Consider the following 25,246-nt stretch of genomic DNA (forward strand, 5'->3'; position numbering starts at 1 on the left):
GAGACTGTCGGAACTCGTGGCTAGGCTTGACGGCATGACCTCCGTCGCGACCGCCCCCTTCCCGTGGTCGGACGTGTGGGGTCAGGATGCCGCCGTGCAGACGCTGCAGCAGGCAGCATCCGACCCTGCGGCGCTGTCGCACGCCTGGCTGATCACTGGCCCCCCTGGCTCCGGTCGATCGACGCTCGCCTATGCGTTCGCCGCCGCGCTGATCGCTGAGCATCCAGGGGATGAGGCGACGATGCGCCAGGTGCTCGCCGCCACGCATCCTGACGTCACGGCGCTGCGCACCGACAAGGTGATCATCACGATCAAAGAGGCCCGCGCCCTCGTGGAGCGCTCGTACTTCGCGCCATCAGCCGGCCGCTACCGCGTGATCGTCGTCGAGGACGCGGATCGCATGGTCGAGCGCACCTCGAACGTGCTGCTGAAGGCGCTCGAAGAGCCCCCCGAGCGCACCGTCTGGGTGCTGTGCGCCCCCAGCGAGGCCGACCTGCTGCCAACGATCCGCTCGCGCGTGCGCACTTTGCGCCTGCGCGAACCCGAAGTCGACGACGTCGCACGACTGATCAGCATGCGCACGGGTGTCGATGAGGTAATCGCCGAGCAGGCCGCCCGCCATGCCCAGCGACACATCGGCATGGCGCAGCGACTGGCCGGTCATGACGACGCACGCCGACGCCGCGACGAGACTCTGCGTGCGGTGCTGAGCGTGCGCGGCGTCAGCACGGCCGTCGAGGTCGCCGGTCACATCATCCAGGCCGCCACCGACGACGCGAAGGCACTGAGCACCGAACGCGACGCCGCTGAGCGCGCAGCGCTGCTGCGCATGGTCGGCGTCGCCGAAGGGCAGGCGGTGCCTCCGGCCGTGCGCTCTCAGGTCGCTGCCCTGGAGGACGACCAGAAGAAGCGCGCGACCCGCAGCCTGCGCGACGGCATCGACCGCGTGCTCACCGACCTGCAGTCGATGTACCGCGATGTCGTGATGCTGCAGTTCGGGCGCAGCGACGACCTGATCAACCGCGAACTGCTCACCGAGCTCGAAGCGCTGGCGGAAGCCTGGCCGGTGCAGCGCACGATCCTCGTGCTCGACGCCATCGCCGACACCCGCGAGACACTCGACCGCAACGTCGCGCCTCTGCTCGCCCTCGAGAGCCTGCTCGTCACCGTCTCCAGCGGAAGGACCCCGTGAACCACCGACTCAAGCCCCGCCTGCGCCGGCTGATCACACTCGTCGCCGGCCTCGCCGTCGCGACCGTCGCCCTCTCCGGCTGCCTGTACTCGCAGATCCCCGACACTCAGCCGTCGACGACCCGCGCCCCTGACAGTGCTGGCGTCTCGCCCGAGCTGATGCCCTATTACACGCAGGAAGTCACCTGGGAGTCGTGCGGCGCGCGCTTCGACTGCACCGACCTCACGGCGCCACTGGATTGGGACAACCCCGACAAGGGCGAGATCTCGCTCGCGCTCGTGCGTCACCAGGCGACCGGCGAGTTCCAGGGGTCGCTGCTGATCAACCCGGGTGGACCGGGCAGCAGCGGCTACGATTTCGTCGCCGACTCACTCGAGTTCGCCGTCGGGCCCGACCTCATCGAGCGCTTCGACGTGATCGGCTTCGACCCGCGCGGCGTCGGCCGCTCCACTGCGGTGACGTGTCTCGACGATGCTGAGATGGACGAGTACAACTACGGCGTCGTGCCGGGCGAGCGCGGCAGCGCCGAATGGGAGGACGCGGTCACGGCGCGCAACCAGGCTTACTCCGACGCGTGCGAGGCCAACAGTGATGGCATCCTGCCGTACATCACCACGGTCAACTCCGCGCGCGATATGGATCTCATCCGCGGAGTGCTGGGCGATGAGACGCTGAACTACCTCGGCTACTCGTACGGCACGTTCCTCGGCGCCACCTACGCGAAGCTGTACCCCGAGCGCGCGCAGCGGCTCGTCCTGGATGGCGCCATCGACCCGGCCGTTCCAGGGCTGGAGGTCGGCGCCACGCAGGCAGCCGGTTTCGAGTCGGCGCTGCGCGCGTACCTGCAGGACTGCCTCGGCACCAGCGAGTGCCCGTTCAGCGGCTCGCTCGATGAGGCGCTCACCGACTTCCAGGCGCTGCTGGCGAGCATCGCCCGCACGCCGCTCGAGAACGGCGACGGTCGGATGCTGACCGTCGACACCATGGTCACCGGCACGATCACTGCGCTGTACAGCGAGCAGAGCTGGCCGTACCTCACGCAGGGCATCACGGCGGCGCTGCAGGGTGACCCGTCGGTGATGATGGCACTGGCCGACAGCTACAACAACCGCGACGTCGACGGCACCTACCTCGACAACTCGTCCGAGGCGTTCCGGGCGTACAACTGCGTGGACTACCCGGTGGAGGACGACCCCGCCGCGGAGGCCGCGGTGATGAAGCAGATCGAGAAGCAGGCCCCGACCTTCGCGCCGTACTGGGATGGGCCGGATCCGTGCAAGACCTGGCCGACGCCCCCTACTGGCACGCGCGGCGAGATCGCGGCGTCCGGCTCAGGGCCGATCATCGTCGTCGGCACCACGAACGACCCTGCGACGCCGTACGAGTGGTCGGAGTCACTGGCCGATCAGCTCGAGAACGGCGTGCTCGTCACCCGCGTCGGCGAGGGCCACACCGGCTACAACAAGGGCAACTCGTGCGTGGATGCGGCTGTCGAGGACTTCCTGATCGGCGGCACCGTGCCAGAGGACGGCCTGCGCTGCGAGTGATCGCGGTGCAGGCCCCTGCTCACAGTCGCGCGCGCTGATCAGACCAGTTCGCCGCGCAGCACGTGCTTCGTGACCTTGCCTGACGGGTTGCGAGGCAGGGTCTCGCGCACGATCAGCTCGCGCGGGATCTTGTACTTGGCGAGATGATCGGCGAGGAACGTGCGCACCTCGTCGAGATCCAGATCGCCCGTGGACTCCACGACGGCCACGACGGTCTCGCCCCACTCCGCGTGCACGCGACCGATGACGGCGGCGTCGGTGACGGCGGGATGCTGGCGCAGAGCTTCCTCCACCTCGGGGGAGTACACGTTCTCGCCGCCGGTGATCACGACGTCCTTGAGACGGTCGACGATGAAGAGGTATCCGTCGGCGTCGACCCTGGCGAGGTCGCCCGTGCGATACCAGTCGTCGACGAACACGGCATCCGTCGCCGCTTCGTCGTGCAGATAGCCGGCCATTCGCGTGGACGAGCGCATCCACAGTTCGCCGACATGGTCGGCGGCGACGTCGAGTCCGTCCTCGCTGACGACGCGGATGTCGACTCCTGGCATCCCGCCGGCTCCGATCGCGCCGGCCTTGGCGATCTGCTCGGCAGGGTACAGCGCCGAGCCCACCGGGCCCATCTCGCTCATGCCGTACACCTGGTAGAAGTTGTCGCTGCCGTAGGCAGCCTGCAGTGTGCGCACCGTGTCGGCGCCCAGCGGTGCCCCGCCGTATGCCCACAGCCGCATGGAGGAGAGGTCGAAGTCCGTCAGGCTCATGCCGACGCCGGGCAGCACCTTCAGGGGAGCGAGGTACGCGATCGGGGCGCCGAAGAACGCGGTGACCCGGTGCTGCTGCACTGCCTGCAGGAAGTGCACCGGGTGGTACTCCTTGAGCAGCACGACCGTGCCGCCGAGATACATCATCGAGAGGAACCAGTTGTTCAGCGGTGACGCGTGCCAGATCGGCATCGCGATCAGGAAGCGGTCTTCGCGCTGCAGGCCGACCGCGGCTGCGGTGTAGGCGGGCACGTTCGACAGACCCTCGTGGGTGTGCAGGCAGCCCTTCGGGCTGCTGGTGGTGCCCGAGGTGTAGAGCACCTCGGCGATCGCGTCACCGGCGACGTCGACGCCGTCCCATTCCTCGGCGGCGGCCACGAGCACGTCGAACTCGCCTGCGGCGTCGTCGGTGCAGGTCAGCACCCGGGCATCCGGCGCCCCTTCGCGCACGCGATCAGCGACGTCGACATCAGCGACGACGAGTCGCAGCCCGGCATGCTCGGCGATGTACGCCACCTCGCGGGCAGTGAGCTTGTGGTTGATCGGCACGAGGGCGGCGCCCGCTCGCCACAGGCCGAAGGCCGCGACGACGAAGGCCGGGGTGTTGAAGGCCATCACCCCGATGCGGTCGCCGGGCTGCACACCGGCGTCGCGGAACACCGCGGCCGCACGGCGCGACGCCGCGAGCAATTCGCGGTAGTCGAGGGTGCCGAGATCGGAGACGATGGCGGGCTTGTCTGCGAAGGTGCGGGCGGAGCGCTCCAGCATCCAGGTCAGGTTCATTCGGGTTCTCACATCGTCGTGGGGGGCGTCCGGGCGGCATTGCCACGTCCGTTGAATCGTGATTCAATGCCCTTATTGAATCACGATTCAATGCTCTTGGGAACCCGAGCAAGGAGGCACGGATGACACAGCGTCGAGAAGCAGGTCGGCGGGAGGATCTCATCGAGGCCGCCACGGCGATCGTGCGAGACTCCGGTTTCGGGGCCGCCTCGGTCAAAGCCGTGACCGCTCGTGCCGGCATGAGCGCCGGTCTGCTCTACAGCTACGCCGATGGGCTCGATGACCTGCTCGCCGAGGTGTTCCGCCGCTGTGCCGGCGCTGAGATGGCGGCCGTGGATCAGGCGATCGCGGCCGTGGACGCGTCGGATGCCACCGGCCGGCTGCTCGCGCTGATCGAGACATTCGCCACCCGTGCGCTGCGCGGGGGACGGCTGGCCTGGGCGCTCCTGGTCGAGCCGGTCGGCCGCGCGATCGACGAGGAGCGCCTCGCCTACCGGCGCGGCTATGCGGACATCGCCACCGAGATCGTGACCCAGGGTGTGCGTGACGGCGAGTTCGCCGTGCAGGATGCCCGGATCAGCGCGGCAGGGATCGTGGGCGCGATCGGCGAGGCGCTTGCAGGGCCACTCGCTCCCGTCACGACGGACGACGACGATCCGGATGCCATCGTCGCTGCCATCACTGGACTGTGCCTTCGGGCGGTCGGCGCGCGGTCAGCATCCGATCGGGCATCCGGCCCCACGTCCGACGACGTCAGCGAAGAAGGATCATGAGCACGCACGAGGTCTTCAACCAGGCGCCAGCACGAGTCGACATCGACGAGTACGCGGCCAACGTCGCCCTCGTCGAGGGCGTCGCGCGGTACGACGCGGCGTGGGCCGACGAGGCACTGCACGCCACAGGCGTGCACGTCGGCACGGCCGAGTTCCAGCACGATGCGCGCCGGGCGAATCGCCACAAGCCCGAGCTGCGCACGCACGACCGCTGGGGCCACCGCATCGATGAGGTCGAGTACGACCCGTCGTATCACCGCATCATCTCGGCGGCGGTCGCCGACGGCGCGCACACCAGCGCCTTCGCAGACCCGCGTCCAGGTGCCAACGTGGCCAGGGCCGCGACCTTCATGCTCTACGCGCAGATCGAGCCCGGCCACGCGTGCCCGGCGTCGATGACGCATTCGGCAGCGCCCGTGATCGCGCAGCAGCCAGAACTCGCGGCGGAGTGGATGCCGCGACTGCTCTCACGCTCGTACGACGGCAGGCTCGTGTCGGGCAAGGAAGGCGCGCTCTTCGGCATGGCGATGACCGAGAAGCAGGGTGGCTCCGACGTGCGCGCCAACACCACGGTCGCCGTGCCGATCGGCGAGGGCCGCTACGAATTGACCGGGCACAAGTGGTTCTGTTCGGCGCCGATGTCGGATGGATTCCTGGTGCTGGCGCAGGCCCCCGGTGGGCTGTCCTGCTTCCTCATGCCGCGGCTGCGCGAGGACGGCACCCGCAACGCGATGCACATCATGCGGTTGAAGGACAAACTCGGCAACGCCGCCAACGCCTCCAGCGAGGTGGAGTACCGCGGCGCCATCGGCCACCTGATCGGTGACGAGGGGCGCGGCGTGCGCACGATCATCGAGATGGTCACGAACACCCGGCTGGACTGCATCCTCGGCTCACTCGCCGGCATGCGCCAAGCGGCGGCCGAGGCCGCCTGGCACGTGCGCCACCGTGCGGCCTTCGGGCGCACGCTGATCGATCAGCCCGCCATGACCGGCGTGATCGCCGATCTGCAGCTCGAGGCCGAGGGAGTCACCGCCGCGGCACTGCGCCTGGCGCGAGCATATGACATCGACGCGTCGGCGCAGGATGCCGGATTCGCGCGCCTCGGCACCGCGGTGATGAAGTACTGGGCCTGCAAGCGCGGTCCCGCGCACGCGGCCGAGGCACTCGAGTGCCTCGGTGGCAACGGCTACACCGAGGACTTCCCACTGGCGATGCGCTACCGCGAGCAGCCGGTCATGGCCGTGTGGGAGGGTTCAGGCAACGTCATCGCGCTCGACGTGCTGCGGGCACTGGCTCGCGAGCCGTCGTCGTTCGAGGCGTTCGATGCCGAGGTGTCGCTGGCACGCGGCGCGGATGCCCGTCTCGACGCGCACCTGGACCGCACCCGCGCGCTGGTGCGGTCTGTGGCGGCGGAAATGGCATCGGATGCTGCGCCCGAGGGAGGTGCCCGCGGACTGATCAGCGCGCTGGCACTGGCGCTGCAGGGCGCGCTGCTGGTGCAGCACGCCCCGGCCTCCGTCGCGGACGGATTCGTGGCGTCGCGGCTGGGGGAGGATGCGACCGGGTTCCTGTTCGGCGAGCTGCCGACGGGAGTGGATGCCGGGGCGATCGCCGCGCGGGCATAGGCGCCCGCGGCAGCGGGACCCGCTCGGTTTCGCACTGACCGCCTCGGCATAGTAGGATCGATGATCGTGCCGCGGTTCACCGCGCACGCCACCTTAGCTCAGTGGTAGAGCATCCCACTCGTAATGGGAAGGCCGTCAGTTCAATCCTGACAGGTGGCTCGAGAAAGGCCCGGGATGTCAGCATCCCGGGCCTTTGATCGTCTCTGCGGACGGCAGCGATCAGATGATGCTGCGGCCCTCAGCCTTGGCCTGGCGGGCCTCCTTGACGAAGGCGCGCACGATGACCGTGAGCGTTCCCGCCACGATCACTGGCCAGACCAGTACGTAGGCGGTCAAAGCGATGGTCGTCAGTTCCATGTCAGTTCCTCTCGTTCTCTGCGGACAGGGGCTTCTGGGCCTCGGTGAGCTGCGCCAGCTCCGTGTTCAGCTCGCCGGTGTCGACCGAGTCGAAGTCGCCGGTGCGCTGCTTGATGAGCTCGAAGTCGAAGTCCGCCTTCTTGCTCGGCAGAGTCAGCGCGACGCAGACGATTGTCGACACCGCGTAGGCGATCAGCGAGCCCGAGAGCACCGGATAGGTGTGCAGGAACCCGATCGCGAACGGTGCCGCTGCGAGCGTGGCGACGGTTCCGACGATCAGTGCGATCCGCTTGCCGAAGAACCCGAACGACATCAGGCCGAGCACCACGCCGATGCCGATGGTCGAGAGCACGTCGGACACGATCCCGATCGGGCCGTTCAGATCGACCCATTCGAAGCGCACCGGCAGGAACGCCGCCAGCGCGACGACCACCGACACCGAGAAGGCCAGGTTGGTGACGCGGTTCCAGTAGAAGCTCGCGATCACGGGGAAAACCAGCGCGCCCCAGAGCGCACCGACGAACACCAGCAGATCGAGGATGTTGAACTGGCTGCCCGCGAAGTACAGGCCGGCCACCATCGCCACGATCATCGTGATGCGGCCGACGAGCACCATCATGCGCGGGTTGGCCTTCTTCTTGCCGGCGACGTTCTGGCCGTAGATGTCGGCCATCATGATCGACGACAGCGCAGTCAGGTCAGCATCCGCCGTCGACGACAGCGAGCCGATGATCATCACGAAGAACACGCACAGCAGCAGCGGCGACAGGTAGGTGGCCGCCATCTGCGGGATGAGGTTGTTCACGTCGCCGCCCTCGGGCGTGACACCCGCGTACAGTGCGATGACTCCCAGCATCCCGACGCCGATGATCGTCGCGCCGTACCCGAAGGTCGCCGTGATGAACGTCTTCTTGATCAGGTCCTCACGCACGGCGAACAGTCGCTGCGCGATGGTCTGGTTGCCGATCGCATACGCCAGTACGGCGGCGATGTACGGCGCTCCCTGGTTGAAGAACGCGTCGGATGAGAAGAAGTCCGCCTGCTGCGGAGTGAGGTTCGATGCCCCCGTCTCGAACAGACTCGGGCCGCCGGCGGCGAAGAACACCACGGGGATGATCACGATGACCGCCCCCAGCATGGCCACGACCTGTGCGAAGTCGGTGAGCACCGAGGCGCGGAAGCCCGACCACAGCGTGTACAGCAGCACACCGGCCCCGATGGCGAGGATGCCCTGACCGAAGCTGAACGGCGAGAGCATCGAGATCAGCGCGCCGCCGGCGATCAGGTTGGAGGTGAGGCTGATGATGCTGCCGAGCACGTTCGAGCCGGCGAGCATCAACTGGCTGGAGCGGCCGTGCCGCGCGAACATCACCTCGGCGATGGTGTGGGCCTTCGGCGCGACCTGGCGGATGCGCTTGCCGAAGGGGTAGATCAGCAGGATCATCAGGGCGCCCCACAGCCCGTAGTGGATGGGGCCGGAGATGCCGTAGGTGTATCCCGAGGTGGCGGAGGCGTACATCGATGACGCCCAGATCCAGGTGGCGGTCATGGATGCCGCCGAGATGCCGAATCCGATCTTGCCGCCGCCGGTCATATAGTCATCGGCGTTCTCGGTGCGCTTGCGGATGCGCAGCGACATGTACAGGCTGCCGCCGAAGAACAGCAGCATGAGCAGGACCACGATCGGTCCTGAGATTGTTTGCAGATTATCCACGTTGTCTCTCTCTTCTCGTCTGGCGCCGGCAGGCGCCGGGTAGTCGGGAACGAGAGAGTGCTAACGGTTGGGCAGGGTGGCCTTGAGCGGGCTCGATACGAGTGTGAAATCGGGGGAGAAGGCGGGCGTCACGCGGGCCGGCATGCAGTTCCTTTCGTCGGTGAGCACACGCGGACACACCCGTAGCCCGGGGTGGCTCGCGCATGCGCGAACGGCAGAGCCGTCCGCACGTGGCCGGAGCAGCATGCGCGCTGAGTCACACAGGGGGCGCTTCGTGGCGCACCAGCAAAACCGGGGAACTCACCCCTGCGGACCGGCGCTCGCGAGCGGCAACAGCGCTGCGAGCGCATCCGGCCCGCCCTTCCAAGGTAGCAAGCACGCCAGCCAAGTCAAATGCGCGCTCCTGCGGCGTACGCTCGAGACATGACCAGGGCACTGCTGATCGTCGACGTGCAGAACGATTTCACCGAGGGCGGAGCGCTTGCCGTCCAGGGCGGTGATGCTGTGGCATCCGCCGTCTCCGACCTGCTCGCCGCGCGCGCAGGCGACTACGCCGTCATCCTCGCCTCACGGGACTGGCATGACGTCGAGGGAGACAACGGCGGGCACTTCTCCGACACACCGGACTACGTCGACTCGTGGCCGGTGCACTGTGTGGCGGAGACCATGGGTGCCGACTACGATCCGCTGCTGGTCACGGACGCCATCACGCACCACGTGCGCAAGGGGCAGGGCATCCCGGCGTACTCGATGTTCGAGGGCATCACCGAGAGCGGTGAGACGACCGGCGAGGTGCTGGCAGCGCACGGGGTGACCGATGCCGACGTGGTCGGCATCGCGACGGATCACTGCGTGCGCGCATCGGCGTCGGATGCCATCGCGCACGGCATCCACGTGCGTGTGCTCACCGACCTCATCGCCGGCGTCGGTGCAGAATCCAGCGAGGCGGCGCTGGCCGAGCTCGCGCACGCCGGCGCGGTGCTGACGGTCAGTGCGGATGCTGTCAGCGGCGATGCCGGGTGAGCGGATGCAGTCGTGACTGAGAGCAGCCACGGTGAGCGCTGCGCGCTGCTGCTTCGAGCCGTGAACGTCTCCGGCACAGGCCGGGTGCCCATGGCCGAGCTGCGCGACCTGCTCTCCGAGCGCACCGAGTTGACCGGGGTGTCGACGTACATCGCCAGCGGCAATATCCTCTGCGACCTCGCCGGTGATCCGGCAGCCATGTGCGCCCAGGTCCGGGCGCTGATCGCGGAGCGGTTCGATGTCGACACTCCGGTGATCCTGCGCACCAACGGTGAACTGGTCGCTGCGCTGGAAGCCAACCCCTTCCCTGACGCGCCGCTCGACAAGATGCTGCATGTGATGTTCCTCGAGGGGGATCCTGCGCCCGCGGCGATCGAGCAGCTGACGCCACGACTGCAGCCGGGGGAGCGGATCGCCCTGATCGGCAAGGACCTCTGGTTCGACTACGGCGAGGGCGGAGTCGCCTCGACCAAGCTGACGAAGGCCGTGCTCGACCGTGCACTGGGCACGGCCGGCACGGCCAGGAACCTCAACACGCTGCGCAAGCTCATCGAGCTGACTGCGCCGGCGTAGCCCTTCAGTCGTCGATGTCGACCGTGACCACGGTCAGGTCTCCGGCGAGTTCGACCTCGACGTCGCGGCGATCGTCGAGGCGCAGCTCGACCTCATACGCCTTCGACGACTCGTCGTCGGTCGAGATCGACTCGATCACGCCCGCCGATCCGGCCTTCGCGGTCGCCGCGGACTGGGCCGCGGCGAGGATGTCGCCGAGCTTCGCGAGATCGAGCAGCGGCTCGCTGCTGTCGTCATCGCTGTCGTCGTCATCGTCATCCGTGCGGATCGTGCCGTCGGTGCGCACGAACAGGTCGACCTCGGTGCCGTCGGCGAGGCGCACATCGATGTCGTAGCCGCCGCGCTCCACGTCGATCGACGTGACGCCCTCTCCGCCTGCGTGGGCGATGGCCGCTTCGGCTGCATTGCGGAGCGCCGCCTCATCGGATGCTGCGCGCGGGGCCCCAGAGGTGCGCGAGTCATCGTCGCTGTCATCCGAGTGGTCGTCAGCGTCGTCGTGACGCCCGTCGTCGTCGCGCCCGCCGTCATCGGAGTGGTCGTCAGCGTCATCGGAGTGGTCGTCGGCGGACTGGCTGCCGGTGGACGATGCGTGCGTGCCCACGTCGCTTGCGTTGTCGCCGTTCGAACTGGCGAAGGCGTACGCGCCGCCACCCATCATCACGAGTGCAACCGCGGCGCCGGCGCCGATCAGCGCGTTGCGGCGCCGGCGTCCCTTCACCGGTGCGGCGGGTGCGGCATCCGCAACCAGGTCATCGGTCAGTGGCTGGGTGTTCTCGTTGCTGTTCATGCTTCTACTCTGCGACGCGGGTGGTGAAGCGCTCCTGAAGACTCCTGAAGACGTCTTCAGGAAGCACGGTTCGGCGCGTGCTCGTGCCGCTCTGCCGGTGCGCTGGGCAGCGACAGCGTGAACAGTGCTCCGCCGGCCGCGCCGCTTCCCACCGTGATCGAGCCCCCATGGGCGAGCGCGACCTCGCGGACGATCGCCAGGCCGAGGCCGCTTCCGCCGGCATCCCGCGCCCGTGCTTCGTCGAGGCGCGCGAAGCGGTCGAAGACATGCTCGCGCTGCGCTGGTGGGATGCCAGTGCCATCGTCCTCGACCTGCATCAGCACCTGGCCGTCGCGCTCGAAGACGCGGATGGTCACGAGACCGCTGGCGTGTCGGACCGCGTTGTCGACGAGGTTGCGCAGTGCCCTGGCGAGCAGGGGCTCGCTGCCGAGCACGCGCCCAGGGCTGATGCCACGACCGTCGACCTCGATGCCCATGCCGCGCAGTCGGTGCACCTCGGCGAGGGCCAGATCATCGAGGTCGGTCGGCGCAAGCGCCTGCGTGCGCCCCTCGTCCAGACGCGCGAGCACGAGCAGGCCCTCGACGAGCTCCTGCATCCGCGCGCCCTCATCGAGCACCACCTGACCGAGGCCATCCAGTGAGCTCGCCTCCGGATGGGCACGGGCGAGCTCGGCGTGCTGTCGGATCGTCGCCAACGGGGAGCGCAGCTCGTGTGAGGCATCGCTGACGAATCGGCGCTGGGTGGTCTGGGCGTGTTCGATGCGATCCAGCATCCGATTCATCGTGCGCGCGAGCGCACCCAGCTCGTCGTCGCGGCCGGCATCCACCCGCCGATCAAGGCCCGTCGCGTCGATCGCGTCGACCTGCACGCGCAGCCGCTCCACCGGGGCGAGAGCGCGGCTGGAGACCACCCACAGCACGACTCCGACCAGCGCGAGCACGAGCGGAACAGCGACGGCGAGCACCACGCTCGTCGCCGCCACCGCCTCATCCACGCCCGCCAGAGACCTGGCGACCGTGATCGTGGCGCCGTCGCTCTCGGTACCGGCGGCCAGGTACGGATCGCCGTCGACGACGATGCGCGCCGTGGTGTCCTCCGGCACGGCAGGCAGAGACCGGGCATCCGAGTCATTGACGTCGTCGCCTCTGACCTCGTCATCGTCATCATCGTCGGAGCCACCCTGCACGCGCACGAGGACGTCATCATCGATGGCATCCAGGTTCGCGCCATCATCGTCGAGCTGCGCTGAGACCGTGGCGAGGTCCTGCTGCAGGGTCGTGGCGACGCCGTCGGTGAGCGACGCGCGCACGAGCTGCACGGCCACGATCGCCCCGACGACCAGCGCGATGGCGACGACGATCAGCGCACCGAGCGTGAGCCGGGCGCGGATGGAGCGCAGCGGGGAAGCCATCAGCCGCCAGTGCCCGAGAGTCGATATCCGGTGCCGCGCACGGTCTGGATCGCCTCGCGTCCGAACGGGCGGTCGATCTTCGAGCGCAGGTGCCCGATGTACACCTCGACGATGTTCGCATCTCCGTCGAAATCGCTGCCCCAGACGTTCGCGACGACCTCGGGCTTGGTGACCACCTCGCCGCGGCGGCGCATCAGAAAGTCGAGCACGGCCATCTCACGCGCGGTCAGCGAGATCTCCGCGTCGCCGCGGAACACCCGGCGGGCGGCCGGGTCGAGGCGCAGGTCGCCGGCTTCGAGGACCGCCGGGCGCTCGCGGGCGCCGCGGCGCACCAGCGCGCGCAGGCGGGCGACCAGCACGGGATACGAGAACGGCTTCGTGAGCCAGTCGTCGCCGCCCGTGTCGAGACCCTCGACCTCGTCCCACTCGCCGTCCTTCGCGGTGAGGAAGAGCACCGGCGTCCAATCGCCCTCGGCGCGCAGCGCCTGACACACCCGGTAGCCGCTCATGCCGGGCATCATCACGTCGAGCACGATCGCGTCGTAGTCGTCGTCGCGTGCGCGATCGAGTCCGGTGAGGCCGTCGTGGGCGACGTCGACGACCATCCCTTCGGCCTCGAGACCGCGTCGGATGCCGTCGGCGAGGCGAACTTCGTCATCGACCAGAAGGATCCGCATGATGACAGTCTTGCGGGTGGATGCTGAAGCGCAACTGAAGCGCGCGGGCAGCGCCGCGTGACCGGGGGTCGTAGCCTGGGTGCATGTCCGAAGCGTCGCATCCCTTCCCTGCGACGATCGCTGCACCGGTCGATCACGAGCTGGTGATCAAGAAGTCGCGGTTTCTCACGCGCGTCGTGCCGGTCACCGCACCTGAGCACGCCGATGAGGTCATCGCCGAGGTGAAGAAGCGGTACTGGGACGCCAGGCACAACTGCAGCGCCCAGGTCACGGGGCTCCGTGGTGATCGGGCGCGGTCGTCCGATGACGGCGAGCCCTCCGGCACGGCCGGCATGCCGATGCTCGAAGTGCTGCGCCGGCGTGAGCTCACCGACGTGGTGGCGGTGGTGACGCGGTACTTCGGCGGTATCAAGCTGGGTGCCGGAGGGCTGGTGCGCGCGTACTCGACTGCGGTGTCGGAAGCGCTCGACACCGCTTCGCTCGTGGATCGGATGCTGCTCTCGCAGGCGACCCTGGCGGTATCGCACGCGGATGCCGGGCGCTTCGAGAACCTGCTGCGCATGTGGACGGCCGAGCACGGGGCTGTGCTGGAGGACACGGTCTACTCCGCCGAGGCGACGTTCGAGGTGTGGGCGCCAGGGGAGGCGCTTCCTGCGCTCGCCGCAGACGTGGCGGCGGCTTCTGGTGGATCTGTGGCGGCGCTGGCGACCGGCGCGGAGCGCGTCATCGACGTGCCGCGCTGAGGAAGCAGCGGTCGGCATCACCCGCCGGAGGCTGCCGGGCGACCGCGTCGCCTGTTCGAGCGTCCTGCGACTTCCGCGCTCTGGGGTACGGGAGGCAGGCCCGTACTGTCGTCAAGGTCGACCCGCCGGGTGCCACAGGCCGCGCAGTGGACGTACACGACCACGCCCGCGGACGTGCGATGCGAGGATTCGGTGACCCAGCCGTGCTCGTGCAGCGGCATGCGCTTCGGAATCCTGATGGGCAAGGTATGTGATGCGGTCATGCCTCCACGATGATGTAATGGCCTTATGCATCTCAACCCTTACGGCGAGTACGCTGTTCTGCTGGCGGCTTCCCTCGCCAATGACTGGCCGCAAGACCGTGAGGGCATCGAGCGGCGCGCACGCGATTTCGGCATGACCATGACGTTCGACGCGGTATCCGATGACCACGCCCGCACCCGTGCGGTCCTTGATGGCTGGCTGGCGGTTGTGGACGCCACCGACGACGCAGCGCGAGCCGCTGCGCTGAACACACAGATGGCCGCAGCGGCCGCCTACCCGCAGTTGACGGATCACGATGGGGAGGGATGGCATCTGCACTACCGTGATGCGGGTCGCTCGCTTCCGGATGTGCTGGAGGCGGTCTTCAGCGTCGGCACCGCGCTTCATCTGACCGAGCGGGGGATGCACCGGCTCGGGCGTTGCGCAGCCGCACCCTGTACGAACGTGTTCGTGGACGTGACGCGCAACGGTCGCCAGCGCTACTGCTCGGTGCGCTGCTCCAACCGCGATGCGGTGCGGAGGCACCGAGCACGTGGCTGGGAGCCGAATGCCGGCTTCGAGCCCTGAGAACCGACGTCTGGCTCCCCGCCGTCCTGCGGCCCGGTCTGCTCAGACTTGCAGGGCCGCGAGCACAGCATCCGAGAACGGCGGCCAGACCTCCGCCGCCCACGGGCCGAAGTCGCGATCGCCCAGCGCGACGCACGCGACGCCCGCCTGCGGATCCACCCACAGGAACGTGCCCGACTGCCCGAAGTGCCCGAACGTCGCGGGGGAGTTCGCGCCGCCGGTCCAGTGCGGGCTCTTGTCATCACGCAGCTCGAAGCCGAGGCCCCAGTCATTGGGGCTCTGCCGGCCGAAGCCGGGCAGCACGCCGTCCAGACCTGGGAACGCGACTGTCGTCGCCTCGGCGAGCGTCTCCGCCGCGATCAGCGTCGGATGCTGCAGCTCAGCCGCGAAGCGCGCGAGATCAGCCACGGATGCCACCGCGCCGGCCCCAGCGGAGCCGACCAGCTGCGATGCGGTCATGCCGAGCGGGGCGAAGACCGCCTCGTCGAGGTACGTCGCGAAGGGGATCTCGGCGTGTGCGGCCAGAGCATCGGCCAGCACCTGGAAGCCGTGATTGGAGTAGATCCGCCGGGTGCCTGGCGCCGCGCGCACCTTGTCTTCGGAGAAATCCAGACCGGAGGCGTGCGCGAGCAGATGCCGCACTGTCGAGCCCTCGGGGCCCGCCGGGTCATCGAGCGCGAACACGCCCTCCTCGATGGCGACGAGGGTCGCGTACGCTGTCAGCGGCTTCGTGACCGAGGCGAGCCGGTACGGCTGTGCGAGGTCGCCGTGCGAGGCGAGCACTCGGCCATCCGCCGAGATCACGGCCGCCGCCGAGTTCTCGGCCGGCCAGTCTTCGATGCGGGCCAGGACGTCGTCGAGAGTGCTCATGCGTTCGATCCTGCCACGCCGTAGATGGCGTCGCACGGGCGCCGGCCTGTCAGAATGCGGGCATGTCGACAGTCATCTCGCGCGCCGCCGCGGTCTCGGCTGGAATCGCACTGATCGTGGCACCGGTGGCAGCGGTGGTGCTGAAAGGGTCGATCTTTCCCGGCTGGATGATGTTCGTCGCGATGATGTTCAGCCCCGTGCTGCTGCTGGGCTGGGCGCTGCAGATCGTGATCGCCGTGAACGCGTTCTTGCGGGCGCGCGGGGTGTTCCGCCGGTCGCAGGGCGGGTGGCGCGCGCTGATCGCCGCCTGGCTGACCTCGGTCGGGGTTCTCGCTGTCGCCTTCTTCCTCGTCGACGGCGGAGACGACGGCACATACGGCTCGGCGTTCACCGAGTTGATGGGTACGAGCTCCACGCCTGAGGGTGAATCACTCTCCAGCGTGATCATGCTGGCGTGTGTGTTCGTTTGGCTGACGAGCTGGTTGTGGCTGGTCGTCGAGTGGATCGTGCAGCTGGTGCAGGCGCGGAAGAGGGCAGCGTCGCTCGGGTGATGCGGTGGGCCCCGTGGGGCTCGAACCCACGACCCGCGGATTAAAAGTCCGATGCTCTGCCGACTGAGCTAGAGGCCCGTCCATCTAGTCTACGGTCACGAGAATGTGCCCGCCGACGACCGTCGACGGGCACATTCCCGGGTGGACGTGATTCCCCTCGGCTCACGTCCGTCTGAGTGACCTGGAAGCTCTCCCCAGGGCTACCGGGTCGGCCTTCACTCGGCCGGGGGCATCAGCACCGAGTCGATGAGGTAGACCGTCGCATTCGCGGTCTGCACGCCGCCGCAGATGATGTTCGCGTCGTTGACCTTCCACATGTCGCCAGACCCGGTGACGTCGAGTTCCGCGCCCTGCACTGTCTTGTGCATCCCGGCGATGTCGGCAGGCTCGATCTGTCCCGGAACCACGTGGTAGGTGAGGATCGACGTCAGCGTGTCGGCGTCGGTCTTCAGCGACTCGATCGTCGCGGGGTCGATCTTCGCGAACGCGTCGTCGACCGGAGCGAAGACGGTGAACTCGTCGCCGTTGAGCGTGTCGACGAGGTTGACATCCGGATTGAGCTGGCCGCTGACCGCCGACACGAGCGTCGTCAGCAGCGGGTTGTTCGAGGCCGCGACCGCGACCGGGTCCTGTGACATTCCCTGGATTGAGCCGTCGCCGTCCGGCACCTGCTCGGCGTAGGCCGCGCACCCGGGACCCACCAGGTTCGCCGCGGGATCCATCGTGTCGGGTGCTGCTTCTGACGTCTCCGGAGCCTTCGGCTCACTCGACGGTGCCTCCGCGTCGCTGCCCATCGAGCAGCCGGCCAGAACGAGAACGCCGACGAAGCCGAGCGAGAGAGCGGCGCTGATCTTCTTCTTGGTGCTGAGCATTTCAACCTCCGGGGTTCGAATGCCGCGGCCTTCCCGCGGCGTCGAAGGTTGTTCGGAGTCCGTGCGCGATCGGATCGGAAATGAATCGGATGCCGTCTCTTCACCGCCGCGCACCCAATCCGATCCGGTGGTCGGAGCCGAAGAACCGACGACGGAAGGCGGATCATGGATCTGATCATCATCGGACTGCTCGGCGGTCTCATCACCGGCATCTCGCCGTGCATCCTGCCGGTGCTGCCGGTCATCTTCCTGACGGGGGGCGCGCAGTCGGCGAGGTTTGACGGTGAGGCACTGCCCGCACGCCGCAGCCGTCCATACCTCGTGATCGCCGGACTCATGCTGAGCTTCACACTCGTCACGCTCGCCGGGTCTCTCGTGCTCGGCCTGCTGAATCTGCCGCAGGACATCATCCGCTGGCTGGGTATCGCCGTGCTGCTGCTTCTCGGTGTCGCGCTCATCGTGCCGAAGCTGGAGGAGCTGCTCGAGAAGCCGTTCCAATGGCTTCCCCGCAAAGAGGTGAAGAACCGCGGCAGCGGATTCGGCGTCGGCATCGCGCTCGGGGCCGTGTTCGTCCCGTGTGCGGGACCAGTCCTCGCGGCGATCATCGTGGCAGGTTCCACCGGTCGCATCGGCATCGACACGGTGCTGCTCACCGTCTCGTTCGCGGTCGGCGTCGCCGTGCCACTGCTGGTCTTCGCACTGGCCGGGCGCGGGCTGGTGCAGCGGATCCGCGCGTTCCGCGCCCGAGAGCGTGGGCTGCGCATCGCCGCTGGCATCGCGATGATCGCGCTCGCCATCGGACTGGTGTTCAACGTTCCGCAGGCGCTGCAGCGGCTCGTCCCCGACTACACCGCAGGGCTGCAGCAGGGGCTCACCGAGCAGCAGGGTGATGCGCTCGATCTCGGCGGGCTGGTGACGGATGAGAACCGTGAGCTCTCCAACTGCACCGACGGCGCCACCGTGCTGGAGACCTGCGGCCAGGCGCCGGCGATCCGTGGCATCGAGGCCTGGTTGAACACGCCGGACGGTGCCGGCATCGATCTGAAGGATCTGCGCGGCCAGGTCGTGCTCATCGACTTCTGGGCATACTCGTGCATCAACTGCCAGCGTTCGATCCCGCACGTGGTGGCCTGGGACGAGGCCTACCGTGACTCCGGGCTGCGCGTCATCGGCATCCACTCTCCTGAATACGCCTTCGAGAAAGAGGTCGACAACGTCCGTGCCGGCGCCGCCGACTTCGGGATCGACTACCCGGTGGCTCTCGACAACACCCTCTCGACCTGGACGGCCTATCGGAACCGTTACTGGCCGGCGCACTACCTGATCGATGCCGAGGGGACGGTGCGACACATCGCATTCGGCGAGGGGAATTACGCCACGACCGAGAAGCTGATCCGAGAACTGCTGCAGGACGCCGACCCCGAAGCCGCGCTGCCACAGCCGACCGAGGTCGCCGATACGACTCCCGAGGTCGGATCCACGACCCGCGAGACCTTCCTCGGATCGTCCAAGGACGTGAACTACGGCGGCGACGGCCCCTACCGCGCCGGGCGGGGAGACTATGCGTTCCCGTCGGAGCAACCAGACGACTCCTTCGCCCTGGACGGCTCCTGGCAGATCGAGACCCAATACGCCACACCCGCCGACGACGCCGGCGGCAGCATCCGACTGTCGTACCGCGCCGGCGAGGTGCGGGCGGTGCTGGCCGGCACCGGAGAGATCGTGGTGCACCGTGACGACGGCAGCATCCGCAGGATAAGCGTCGAGGGCACACCACGCTCGTACGCGCTCGTCGAAGGCGATGCGCACGACGGCACGCTGACACTCGAGGTGCCGGGCGGCGTGCAGGCATACTCCTTCACCTTCGGATGACGGAGTGGCCTCCGGTGAAGGCAGAGGAGTTGCGGCATGCTTGTGGAGATGGTCATCGACGGTGAGGACGTGACGGAGGGCGGCCCAGCGGGCGACCGTGCCACCGAGCTCCTCATCCGCGTCGCCGGCGGCGATCAGACGGCGTTCGCCGAGCTCTACGACCTGCTCTCGGGGCGCGTGTTCGCGCTGATCCTGAAGGTGGCCGTCAACCGCGCTCAGAGCGAAGAGGTGCTTCAGGAGGTCTTCTTGGAGGTGTGGCAATCCGCTCACCGCTTCGCTCCGAACAAAGGACAGGGACGGACGTGGGTTCTGACCATCGCCCACAGACGTGCCGTCGATCGCGTGCGGTCGTCGCAGTCCAGCGCCGACCGGGACGTGCGCGTCGGCATCCGAGATCTCGCCGCCGCGCGTGACGTTGTGTCGGATGCTGTCGAGTCGAAGGTCGAGGGGGAGCGGGTCGTCGCGGCTCTGGCGATGCTGCCGGAAGCGCAGCAGGAAGCGCTGATCCTCGCCTACTACGGCGGTTACAGTCAGAGCGAGATCGCGGCCCTGATCGGGGCGCCGCTGGGGACGGTAAAGACGAGAATGAGGGACGGGATGTCGCGTCTTCGCGGCGAACTGGGGGTGTCGACATGAACGAGCAGGAGTTCGCAGAACTCGCCGCCGGGCACGCCCTGCACGCGCTGTCGGATGCTGACGAGCAGAGGTTCCGCGCGGCACTCGCCGAACATCCGGAGTGGCAGGATCTCGTGCAGGCGGATCGCCAGACCGCCGCGACCATCGCCGACGCACTGCCTCCGGTCGCCCCGCCCGCACATCTGCGGGCTGATCTCCTCGCCCGGATCGCCGTCACACCGCAGAATCAGCCTGAATCACAGGATCAGGCGGAACCGCAGGATCAGGCGGAACCGCAGGCTGACGGGACGCCGCCGGTGGACAGGAAGCCGCCGCGCCGCGGGAGTCGGCTGATGTTCGTGCTCGCCGCCTGCCTGGTGCTGCTCGTGGGGGCCGGGATCGGAACGGCCGTGCTCGTCTCGCAGCTGCGGCCTCCCGCATCCGTGGTCGCGCTCGATGAGATCCGCTCGGCGCCCGATGCCGCAGAGCAGACGGTGCAGCTCGCCTCTGGCGGCACGGCGACCGCGCACTGGTCAGAAGAACTGGGCAAGGCGGTGCTCGTCACCACCGGCCTGGAAGACCCTGGCCAGGGCGAGACCTACGAGCTGTGGCTGGTGCGCGATGAGGCGCCGATCGCCGCGGGCGTGTTCGAACCTGACGACGGCGAAGCTACGGCGCAGCTCGATCAGCAGATGCAGCCCGGTGATGCGATCGCCGTGACGATCGAGCAGTCCGGCGGATCGCCGACGGGCGCGCCGACCACCGACCCGATCATCGTCATCCCGACCGCGTGATCCGCCCTGGCGTTACCCTGGAGGGATGCCCGAGCAGTTCCACCGCCCCGTTCGCCGCCCGCCTACCGCCTTCGACAACCTCGTCGGGCAGGCGGATCCGGCCGAGCAGTCCAGGGTGGCGCACGCGACAGCATCCGCCCTGCTCGAACGCGCTCGCCGCGACGAGAGCGGCGCCGTGACCGAGCGACTCATCGGCTTCGCCGCCGAGCACGGCATCGACGAGATCGCCGAACTGTGGTCGCACGCGCCCGCCCGGTCACTGCCCGGCACGCTGTGGCGGCTGTATCTGCTGCAGATCGCAATCCGATCGGATGCTGCGCAGACCGCCCTGCTGTACGAGCGCGGCCGGGTCGAGCTGCACTCAGCAGATGCCGTGATCGCCGGCGCCCCCGCGCCCGCGAACCCTGAGGAGCTCGTCGCCCTGGTGGACATGATCCTGCGGGGCGCTTTCCGCGGAGACTTCGCCGTCGCGCTGGAGCGCGCCGCCGCGTACTGCCGAGTGCAGGCATCCGGAGCCACGCACATCGCCGACGACTACGAGCGCACCGAACCCGACCGTGCCGGTGAACTCACCCGCCGCGCCCTGCGCTTGACCACCTACGCCGAGGACCTGGCCGCCTCAGCCGCCGCCTGGCGACGCGGCACTCTGGTCTGATCGTCCTGAGGGCAAGAAAAAAGCCGGACCGCAAGAACGCCTCTCGGCGGAAGGCCGCTCGGAGCGGCAAATATTGGAGCCCGGGGTTATGCGGCCCGGCTGATCAAGTGTAACGCGTCGTGCGCGGCGGTATTCCCCGCGGCTCTAGGCTGGGCGCATGGCCCACCGCTTCGCTCTGATGATCACGCCCGTCGATGCGGCGGATGCCCGTGATGACTACGCCGAGACGTTCTCGACGATCGATGTCGCAGCTCCTGCCCTCAGCGTCGGCGAGCTGAGCACGCAGCGCGGAGACGGGGTGTTCGAGTCGATCGGCGTCATCGACGGGCATCCGAACGAGGTCGAGGCGCACGTGCAGCGACTCGCTCACTCGGCCGACATCTGCGACCTGCCCGCCCCGAACCTCGCGCAATGGCGGCAGGCGATCACCATCGCCGCAGCGCACGCACCTGCCGGCGAGGCCGTCATCAAGCTCATCCTCAGCCGCGGCGTCGAGCACGGCCCCGCTCCGACGGCATGGGTGACAGCATCCGTCGCCCCCGACTACGTCGCCGTGCGCCGAGACGGTGTGCGCGTCGTCACGCTGGACCGCGGCTACGACCTCGGCGCGGGGGAGCGGGCCCCGTGGCTGCTGCTGGGCGCCAAGACCCTGTCGTACGCGGTCAACATGGCCGCCCTCCGCGAGGCGCACCGCCGCGGAGCAGACGACGCGATCTTCGTCACCAACGACGGCTATGTGCTCGAGGCGCCGACCGCGTCGCTGATCATCCGCTCCGGAGACGAGTTCCTCACCACGGCGCCGTCGGCGGGCATCCTGCACGGCACCACTCAGCTGAGCGTCTTCGAGCACCTCGAGTCGCGCGGCTTCCAGACGCGCTATGCGACGCTGACGACGCGAGACCTGACGCAGGCGGATGCCGCGTGGCTGGTATCCAGCATCCGCCAGGGTGTGGCCATCACCGCCGTGGACGGCGCCCCTCTGGCATCCGACCCCATCCTCACCGCCGAACTGAACGCCTTCCTGCTCTCGCCGCGCTGATCACGCCGGAGGGAGCGCGTGCCGGATTACTGATGCTCACGCGTCCGCACGGCGTGTTGACCCGGCGACACGCCGCGAAGGTCTGGCTCTGTCAGTGATCAGACACACGACGACCGACGGGTGCCACGCGCGTTGCGGCGATCCTGGCCAGAATCGCAGCGACGACCGTCGCCCAATGGTGCACGATCATCGCGTAGTTGAAACGCAAGGTCTCATACCCGAGGGCTGCGGCCCGCGCATCACGCATCAGATCCTTGTGTCGCAGTGAGACCCATGGCTGTGAGGCATCGCCGCCCTCGTCGTCCCGGTCATCATCGTGGTTCTGCTTGCCGTCGGCCTCGATGATCAGCCAGTCCCCGATGACGAAGTCCACCTCGCCGACGCCGTCGATCTGCACCTGGGTGCACACCGAGATGCCCAGCTTGTGCAGCCTGAGCCGGATCAGTGACTCCAGACCGCTGTCAGCATCAGTTCGGGCGAATCCGAGCAGCCAGCGGACGGGGCGCGGCACCCGCTCGGCCAGCCACCGGATGTCGCCGACATGCAGCATCGACTTGCGCAGCGCTGATTCGAGAGCGCAGAAGAAGGTCTCCTCATCTGCGCATTGAGCGACTTGAAGCAGCACGTTCCGCACCGGCGGCAGATCGCCGAGTCTGACCTCGCCGTCATCCCAGTGCTGGTGCGGGTCGCACGAGCGTCGTCCGCACTGGCGGGGATTGCCCGCATGGCCGAACCAGAGATGCAGATCGTCGCCGTCCTGCAGGATCCACAGCCCCATCATCCGCCCGGCCATGACGCAACTCGGGACGGCGCCGTGTTGGGCGGCATGGATCCAGGACTCGTCGGCGTCAAGCGAGGCATACACGCCGCGGCGGACGCGGCGGATCTCACCGGCGGACGTGGCGCGCGAGATCTCGCGACTCGTCACGCCGCGCGCACGCAGATCGCAAGCGCGGACGATCGGGCCGATGCGGACCAGTGCAGCTGAGGCGAGGAGGAACGTCACGGTCCGAGCATCCGCCAACGCAGGACACCGCCTGGCCGAAAATCCCAGTGGCGGGGGACAACTCGGCTCGATCCATATTTGTGCAGGAGGAGTGGTGGTGTCTGACTACTGATGATCTGCTGACTGTACGGCGAGTCGGTGTGATGACACGCCACACAGTCCTTCGCGCGTCAGTAATCCGACACTGCGCGACAGGCGAGAGCCGGAATTCGGGCACCGCGACCCGGTGCCGTCCACCCGACCCCAAATCACCCGAAGCGGCCGGAGACGTAGTCCTCGGTGGCCTGCACGGACGGCGTGGTGAAGATCGTCGAGGTCTCGTCGAACTCGATGAGCTTGCCGGGCTTGCCGGTGCCGGCGATGTTGAAGAATGCCGTCTTGTCAGACACCCGCGAAGCCTGCTGCATGTTGTGCGTGACGATGACGACGGTGTAGTCGTTCTTCAACTCGCCGATCAGCTCTTCGATCGCGTAGGTCGAGATCGGGTCGAGAGCGGAGCACGGCTCGTCCATCAGGATCACCTCGGGAGACACGGCGATCGCGCGGGCGATGCACAGACGCTGCTGCTGGCCGCCGGACAGCCCCGATCCGGGCTTGTCGAGGCGGTCCTTGACCTCGTTCCACAGGTTCGCGCCCATCAGCGACTTCTCGACGAGAGCCTCCTGGTCGCTCTTGGACATCTTGCCGTTGTTCAGCTTGACGCCCGCCAGCACGTTCTCCTTGATCGACATCGTCGGGAACGGGTTGGGGCGCTGGAAGACCATGCCCACCTGGCGGCGCACCAGCACCGGATCGACGCCTGGACCGTAGAGGTCCTTGCCGTCGAGCAGCACCTCGCCCTCGACGCGGGCGCCTGGAATCACTTCGTGCATGCGGTTCAGCGTGCGCAGGAACGTGGACTTGCCGCAGCCGGAGGGGCCGATGAACGCGGTGACGCTGCGGGGCTGGATCTCGAGGGAGACGCCCTCGACGGCGAGGAAGTCGCCGTAGTAGACGTTGAGGTCGTTGACTTCGATGCTCTTGGACACGAGGTTCCTTCTATCGGGAGATATCGGGGTGGAATCGGGAATCGGTATTCGGCTCAGCGGCCGGAGGTCTTGGGCGCGAACCACTTCGCGATCAGGCGCGCCAGCAGGTTCAGCACCATGACGATGAGGATCAGGGTGAGAGCGGCTGCCCACGCCCTGGCGATCGACGCGTCGGCGTTGGTGCCCTGGTTCATGTACGAGTTGTAGGCGAACACCGGCAGCGTCATCATCTGGCCGTTGAACAGGTTGGTGTTCAGGCTGGCGGTGAATCCGGCGGTCAGCAGCAGCGGCGCGGTCTCGCCGATCACGCGTGAGATGGCGAGCATGACCGAGGTCATGATGCCGGCGATCGAGGTCGGCAGAACCACCTTGATGATCGTCAGCCACTTCGGCACGCCAAGGGCGTACGCGGCCTCACGCAGCTCGTTCGGCACGATGCGCAGCAGCTCTTCGCTGCCCCGAACGACCACCGGCACCATCAGCACGGCCAGCGCGAGCGAGCCCATGAAGCCCATCGAGATGCCGGGGCGGATGAGCAGAGCGAACACCGAGTAGATGAACAGACCAGCGACGATCGACGGGATGCCCGTCATCACGTCGACGAAGAAGGTGATGCCCTTGGCGATCCGCCCTCGGCCGTATTCGACGAGGTAGATCGAGGTCATCAGTCCCACCGGCACGGCGATCAGCGCCGCCATCATGGTGATCAGGACGGTGCCCCAGATGGCGTGCACGATGCCGCCGCCGTCGCCGACGACGTTGCGCATCGAGTAGCTGAAGAACTCGGCGTCGAAGCGGCCGATGCCGTTGGCTACGACCGTCCACAGCAGTGAGATCAGCGGCAGCAGAGCCACGGTGAACGCGGTGGCGACGAGCGCGGTCATCAGCCGGTCGACGGCCTTGCGACGGCTCTCGGCGATCGAGGACACGACGGTGATGAGCACCAGGTAGAGCAGCACACCGACGATGACCGTGCCGGCGATGTTGAAGTCGGCGAGGTCGCCGGTCGGCGTGGTCACCGCGAAGACCGCGGCGGAGGCGACGAGGGATGCTGCCAGCAGCGCCCAGGGCGCCCAGTGCGCCAGCCTTCCGGCGGTCAGCGATGCGGATGTGGAAGCGGGAGCGGAGGTGAGCGTGGTCATG

The 25,246-nt window shown here is 68.0% G+C and carries 25 protein-coding genes and 2 tRNA genes; 15 read left to right on the forward strand and 12 right to left on the reverse strand.

Annotation, left to right across the window (positions count from 1 at the left end):
• The first annotated feature begins 34 nt into the window (after positions 1–34).
• Together MNR00_RS04610 and MNR00_RS04615 are read left to right on the forward strand one after the other, a co-directional pair.
• A complete protein-coding gene (locus MNR00_RS04610; RefSeq protein WP_241927998.1) occupies positions 35–1,192 on the forward strand; it encodes a DNA polymerase III subunit delta' in 1,158 nt (385 codons plus the stop codon).
• Positions 1,189–2,739 carry an alpha/beta hydrolase gene (locus MNR00_RS04615; protein ID WP_241927999.1) on the forward strand — a complete coding sequence of 517 codons (1,551 nt, stop codon included), beginning with the start codon at positions 1,189–1,191 and terminating at the stop codon, positions 2,737–2,739. The genes MNR00_RS04610 and MNR00_RS04615 overlap by 4 nt, the downstream gene beginning before the upstream one ends.
• Positions 2,740–2,777: 38 nt before the next feature.
• Here the strand turns inward: MNR00_RS04615 and MNR00_RS04620 are convergent, their stop codons facing one another.
• On the reverse strand, positions 2,778–4,283 hold the full coding sequence (locus MNR00_RS04620) for an AMP-binding protein (protein WP_241928000.1): 1,506 nt from the start codon (positions 4,281–4,283) through the stop codon (positions 2,778–2,780).
• A gap of 122 nt (positions 4,284–4,405) precedes the next feature.
• Here MNR00_RS04620 and MNR00_RS04625 point away from each other — a divergent pair, with 122 nt between their 5' ends.
• The 3 genes from MNR00_RS04625 to MNR00_RS04635 all read left to right on the forward strand — a co-directional run bounded on the left by MNR00_RS04625 (position 4,406) and on the right by MNR00_RS04635 (position 6,843).
• A complete protein-coding gene (locus MNR00_RS04625) occupies positions 4,406–5,056 on the forward strand; it encodes a TetR/AcrR family transcriptional regulator (protein ID WP_241928001.1) in 651 nt (216 codons plus the stop codon).
• Positions 5,053–6,684 carry an acyl-CoA dehydrogenase family protein gene (locus MNR00_RS04630; RefSeq protein ID WP_241928002.1) on the forward strand — a complete coding sequence of 544 codons (1,632 nt, stop codon included), beginning with the start codon at positions 5,053–5,055 and terminating at the stop codon, positions 6,682–6,684. The genes MNR00_RS04625 and MNR00_RS04630 overlap by 4 nt, the downstream gene beginning before the upstream one ends.
• Positions 6,685–6,771: 87 nt before the next feature.
• Positions 6,772–6,843, forward strand: a tRNA-Thr gene (locus MNR00_RS04635).
• Between the two features lie 60 nt (positions 6,844–6,903).
• Here MNR00_RS04635 and MNR00_RS04640 read toward each other — a convergent pair.
• Together MNR00_RS04640 and MNR00_RS04645 are read right to left on the reverse strand one after the other, a co-directional pair.
• The gene (locus MNR00_RS04640) at positions 6,904–7,041 is read right to left on the reverse strand and encodes a putative transporter small subunit (protein ID WP_241928003.1); all 138 of its coding nucleotides are present in this window, start codon (positions 7,039–7,041) and stop codon (positions 6,904–6,906) included.
• A 1-nt stretch (position 7,042) separates the two neighbouring features.
• Positions 7,043–8,710, reverse strand: a complete 1,668-nt coding sequence (locus MNR00_RS04645) for a sodium:solute symporter family protein (protein ID WP_241928759.1) — start codon at positions 8,708–8,710, stop codon at positions 7,043–7,045.
• A 468-nt stretch (positions 8,711–9,178) separates the two neighbouring features.
• On the opposite strand from MNR00_RS04645, the gene MNR00_RS04650 reads away from it, so the two are divergent.
• Positions 9,179–9,778, forward strand: coding sequence for an isochorismatase family protein (locus tag MNR00_RS04650; RefSeq protein ID WP_241928004.1), 600 nt, complete (start codon positions 9,179–9,181; stop codon positions 9,776–9,778).
• A gap of 12 nt (positions 9,779–9,790) precedes the next feature.
• Positions 9,791–10,351 (forward strand): DUF1697 domain-containing protein, encoded by a 561-nt coding sequence (locus MNR00_RS04655; protein ID WP_241928005.1) that lies wholly within the window; start codon positions 9,791–9,793, stop codon positions 10,349–10,351.
• Between the two features lie 4 nt (positions 10,352–10,355).
• On the opposite strand, the gene MNR00_RS04660 is transcribed toward MNR00_RS04655, so the two are convergent.
• Genes MNR00_RS04660 through MNR00_RS04670 form a run of 3 tightly spaced genes read right to left on the reverse strand, consistent with a single transcriptional unit; the run spans position 10,356 to position 13,227 of the window.
• On the reverse strand, positions 10,356–11,138 hold the full coding sequence (locus MNR00_RS04660) for a hypothetical protein (RefSeq protein ID WP_241928006.1): 783 nt from the start codon (positions 11,136–11,138) through the stop codon (positions 10,356–10,358).
• 56 nt (positions 11,139–11,194) lie between these two features.
• A complete protein-coding gene (locus MNR00_RS04665; protein WP_241928007.1) occupies positions 11,195–12,550 on the reverse strand; it encodes a HAMP domain-containing sensor histidine kinase in 1,356 nt (451 codons plus the stop codon).
• Entirely contained in the window at positions 12,550–13,227 is a 678-nt protein-coding gene (locus MNR00_RS04670; protein ID WP_241928008.1) for a response regulator transcription factor, read from the reverse strand. The genes MNR00_RS04665 and MNR00_RS04670 overlap by 1 nt, the downstream gene beginning before the upstream one ends.
• A gap of 83 nt (positions 13,228–13,310) precedes the next feature.
• Here MNR00_RS04670 and MNR00_RS04675 point away from each other — a divergent pair, with 83 nt between their 5' ends.
• Both MNR00_RS04675 and MNR00_RS04680 read left to right on the forward strand, forming a co-directional pair.
• Positions 13,311–13,970 (forward strand): YigZ family protein, encoded by a 660-nt coding sequence (locus tag MNR00_RS04675; protein ID WP_241928009.1) that lies wholly within the window; start codon positions 13,311–13,313, stop codon positions 13,968–13,970.
• A 288-nt stretch (positions 13,971–14,258) separates the two neighbouring features.
• On the forward strand, positions 14,259–14,801 hold the full coding sequence (locus tag MNR00_RS04680; RefSeq protein ID WP_241928010.1) for a CGNR zinc finger domain-containing protein: 543 nt from the start codon (positions 14,259–14,261) through the stop codon (positions 14,799–14,801).
• 42 nt (positions 14,802–14,843) lie between these two features.
• Here MNR00_RS04680 and MNR00_RS04685 read toward each other — a convergent pair whose 3' ends face one another.
• Positions 14,844–15,671, reverse strand: a complete 828-nt coding sequence (locus tag MNR00_RS04685) for a serine hydrolase domain-containing protein (protein WP_241928011.1) — start codon at positions 15,669–15,671, stop codon at positions 14,844–14,846.
• 62 nt (positions 15,672–15,733) lie between these two features.
• Between MNR00_RS04685 and MNR00_RS04690 the strand changes: the two genes are divergently transcribed.
• Complete coding sequence (locus MNR00_RS04690) at positions 15,734–16,222, forward strand: hypothetical protein (protein WP_241928012.1); 489 nt, start codon at positions 15,734–15,736, stop codon at positions 16,220–16,222.
• Positions 16,223–16,227: 5 nt separating this feature from the next.
• Here the strand turns inward: MNR00_RS04690 and MNR00_RS04695 are convergent.
• Positions 16,228–16,300: transfer RNA gene (locus MNR00_RS04695), tRNA-Lys, on the reverse strand.
• A gap of 137 nt (positions 16,301–16,437) precedes the next feature.
• Positions 16,438–17,094 (reverse strand): fasciclin domain-containing protein, encoded by a 657-nt coding sequence (locus MNR00_RS04700; RefSeq protein ID WP_241928013.1) that lies wholly within the window; start codon positions 17,092–17,094, stop codon positions 16,438–16,440.
• Between the two features lie 165 nt (positions 17,095–17,259).
• On the opposite strand from MNR00_RS04700, the gene MNR00_RS04705 reads away from it, so the two are divergent.
• From MNR00_RS04705 to MNR00_RS04725, 5 genes are all read left to right on the forward strand, one after another.
• Positions 17,260–18,966, forward strand: a complete 1,707-nt coding sequence (locus MNR00_RS04705; protein WP_241928014.1) for a cytochrome c biogenesis protein DipZ — start codon at positions 17,260–17,262, stop codon at positions 18,964–18,966.
• 36 nt (positions 18,967–19,002) lie between these two features.
• A complete protein-coding gene (sigK, locus tag MNR00_RS04710) occupies positions 19,003–19,602 on the forward strand; it encodes an ECF RNA polymerase sigma factor SigK (RefSeq protein ID WP_241928015.1) in 600 nt (199 codons plus the stop codon).
• Positions 19,599–20,375 (forward strand): anti-sigma factor, encoded by a 777-nt coding sequence (locus MNR00_RS04715; protein ID WP_241928016.1) that lies wholly within the window; start codon positions 19,599–19,601, stop codon positions 20,373–20,375. The genes sigK and MNR00_RS04715 overlap by 4 nt, the downstream gene beginning before the upstream one ends.
• Before the next feature lie 25 nt (positions 20,376–20,400).
• The gene (locus MNR00_RS04720; protein ID WP_241928017.1) at positions 20,401–21,030 is read left to right on the forward strand and encodes a DNA-directed RNA polymerase subunit beta; all 630 of its coding nucleotides are present in this window, start codon (positions 20,401–20,403) and stop codon (positions 21,028–21,030) included.
• A 157-nt stretch (positions 21,031–21,187) separates the two neighbouring features.
• Positions 21,188–22,069 (forward strand): aminodeoxychorismate lyase, encoded by an 882-nt coding sequence (locus tag MNR00_RS04725; protein ID WP_241928018.1) that lies wholly within the window; start codon positions 21,188–21,190, stop codon positions 22,067–22,069.
• Between the two features lie 91 nt (positions 22,070–22,160).
• On the opposite strand, the gene MNR00_RS04730 is transcribed toward MNR00_RS04725, so the two are convergent.
• The 3 genes from MNR00_RS04730 to pstA form a co-directional block, all read right to left on the reverse strand.
• The gene (locus MNR00_RS04730; protein WP_241928019.1) at positions 22,161–23,075 is read right to left on the reverse strand and encodes a type IV toxin-antitoxin system AbiEi family antitoxin domain-containing protein; all 915 of its coding nucleotides are present in this window, start codon (positions 23,073–23,075) and stop codon (positions 22,161–22,163) included.
• Positions 23,076–23,323: 248 nt separating this feature from the next.
• Positions 23,324–24,103 (reverse strand): phosphate ABC transporter ATP-binding protein PstB, encoded by a 780-nt coding sequence (pstB, locus tag MNR00_RS04735; RefSeq protein ID WP_241928020.1) that lies wholly within the window; start codon positions 24,101–24,103, stop codon positions 23,324–23,326.
• Between the two features lie 53 nt (positions 24,104–24,156).
• Positions 24,157–25,245, reverse strand: coding sequence for a phosphate ABC transporter permease PstA (gene pstA, locus MNR00_RS04740; RefSeq protein WP_241928021.1), 1,089 nt, complete (start codon positions 25,243–25,245; stop codon positions 24,157–24,159).
• Between the last annotated feature and the right edge of the window lies 1 nt (position 25,246).

The organism is Microbacterium sp. H1-D42 (genome assembly GCF_022637555.1).
Taxonomy (GTDB): domain Bacteria; phylum Actinomycetota; class Actinomycetes; order Actinomycetales; family Microbacteriaceae; genus Microbacterium.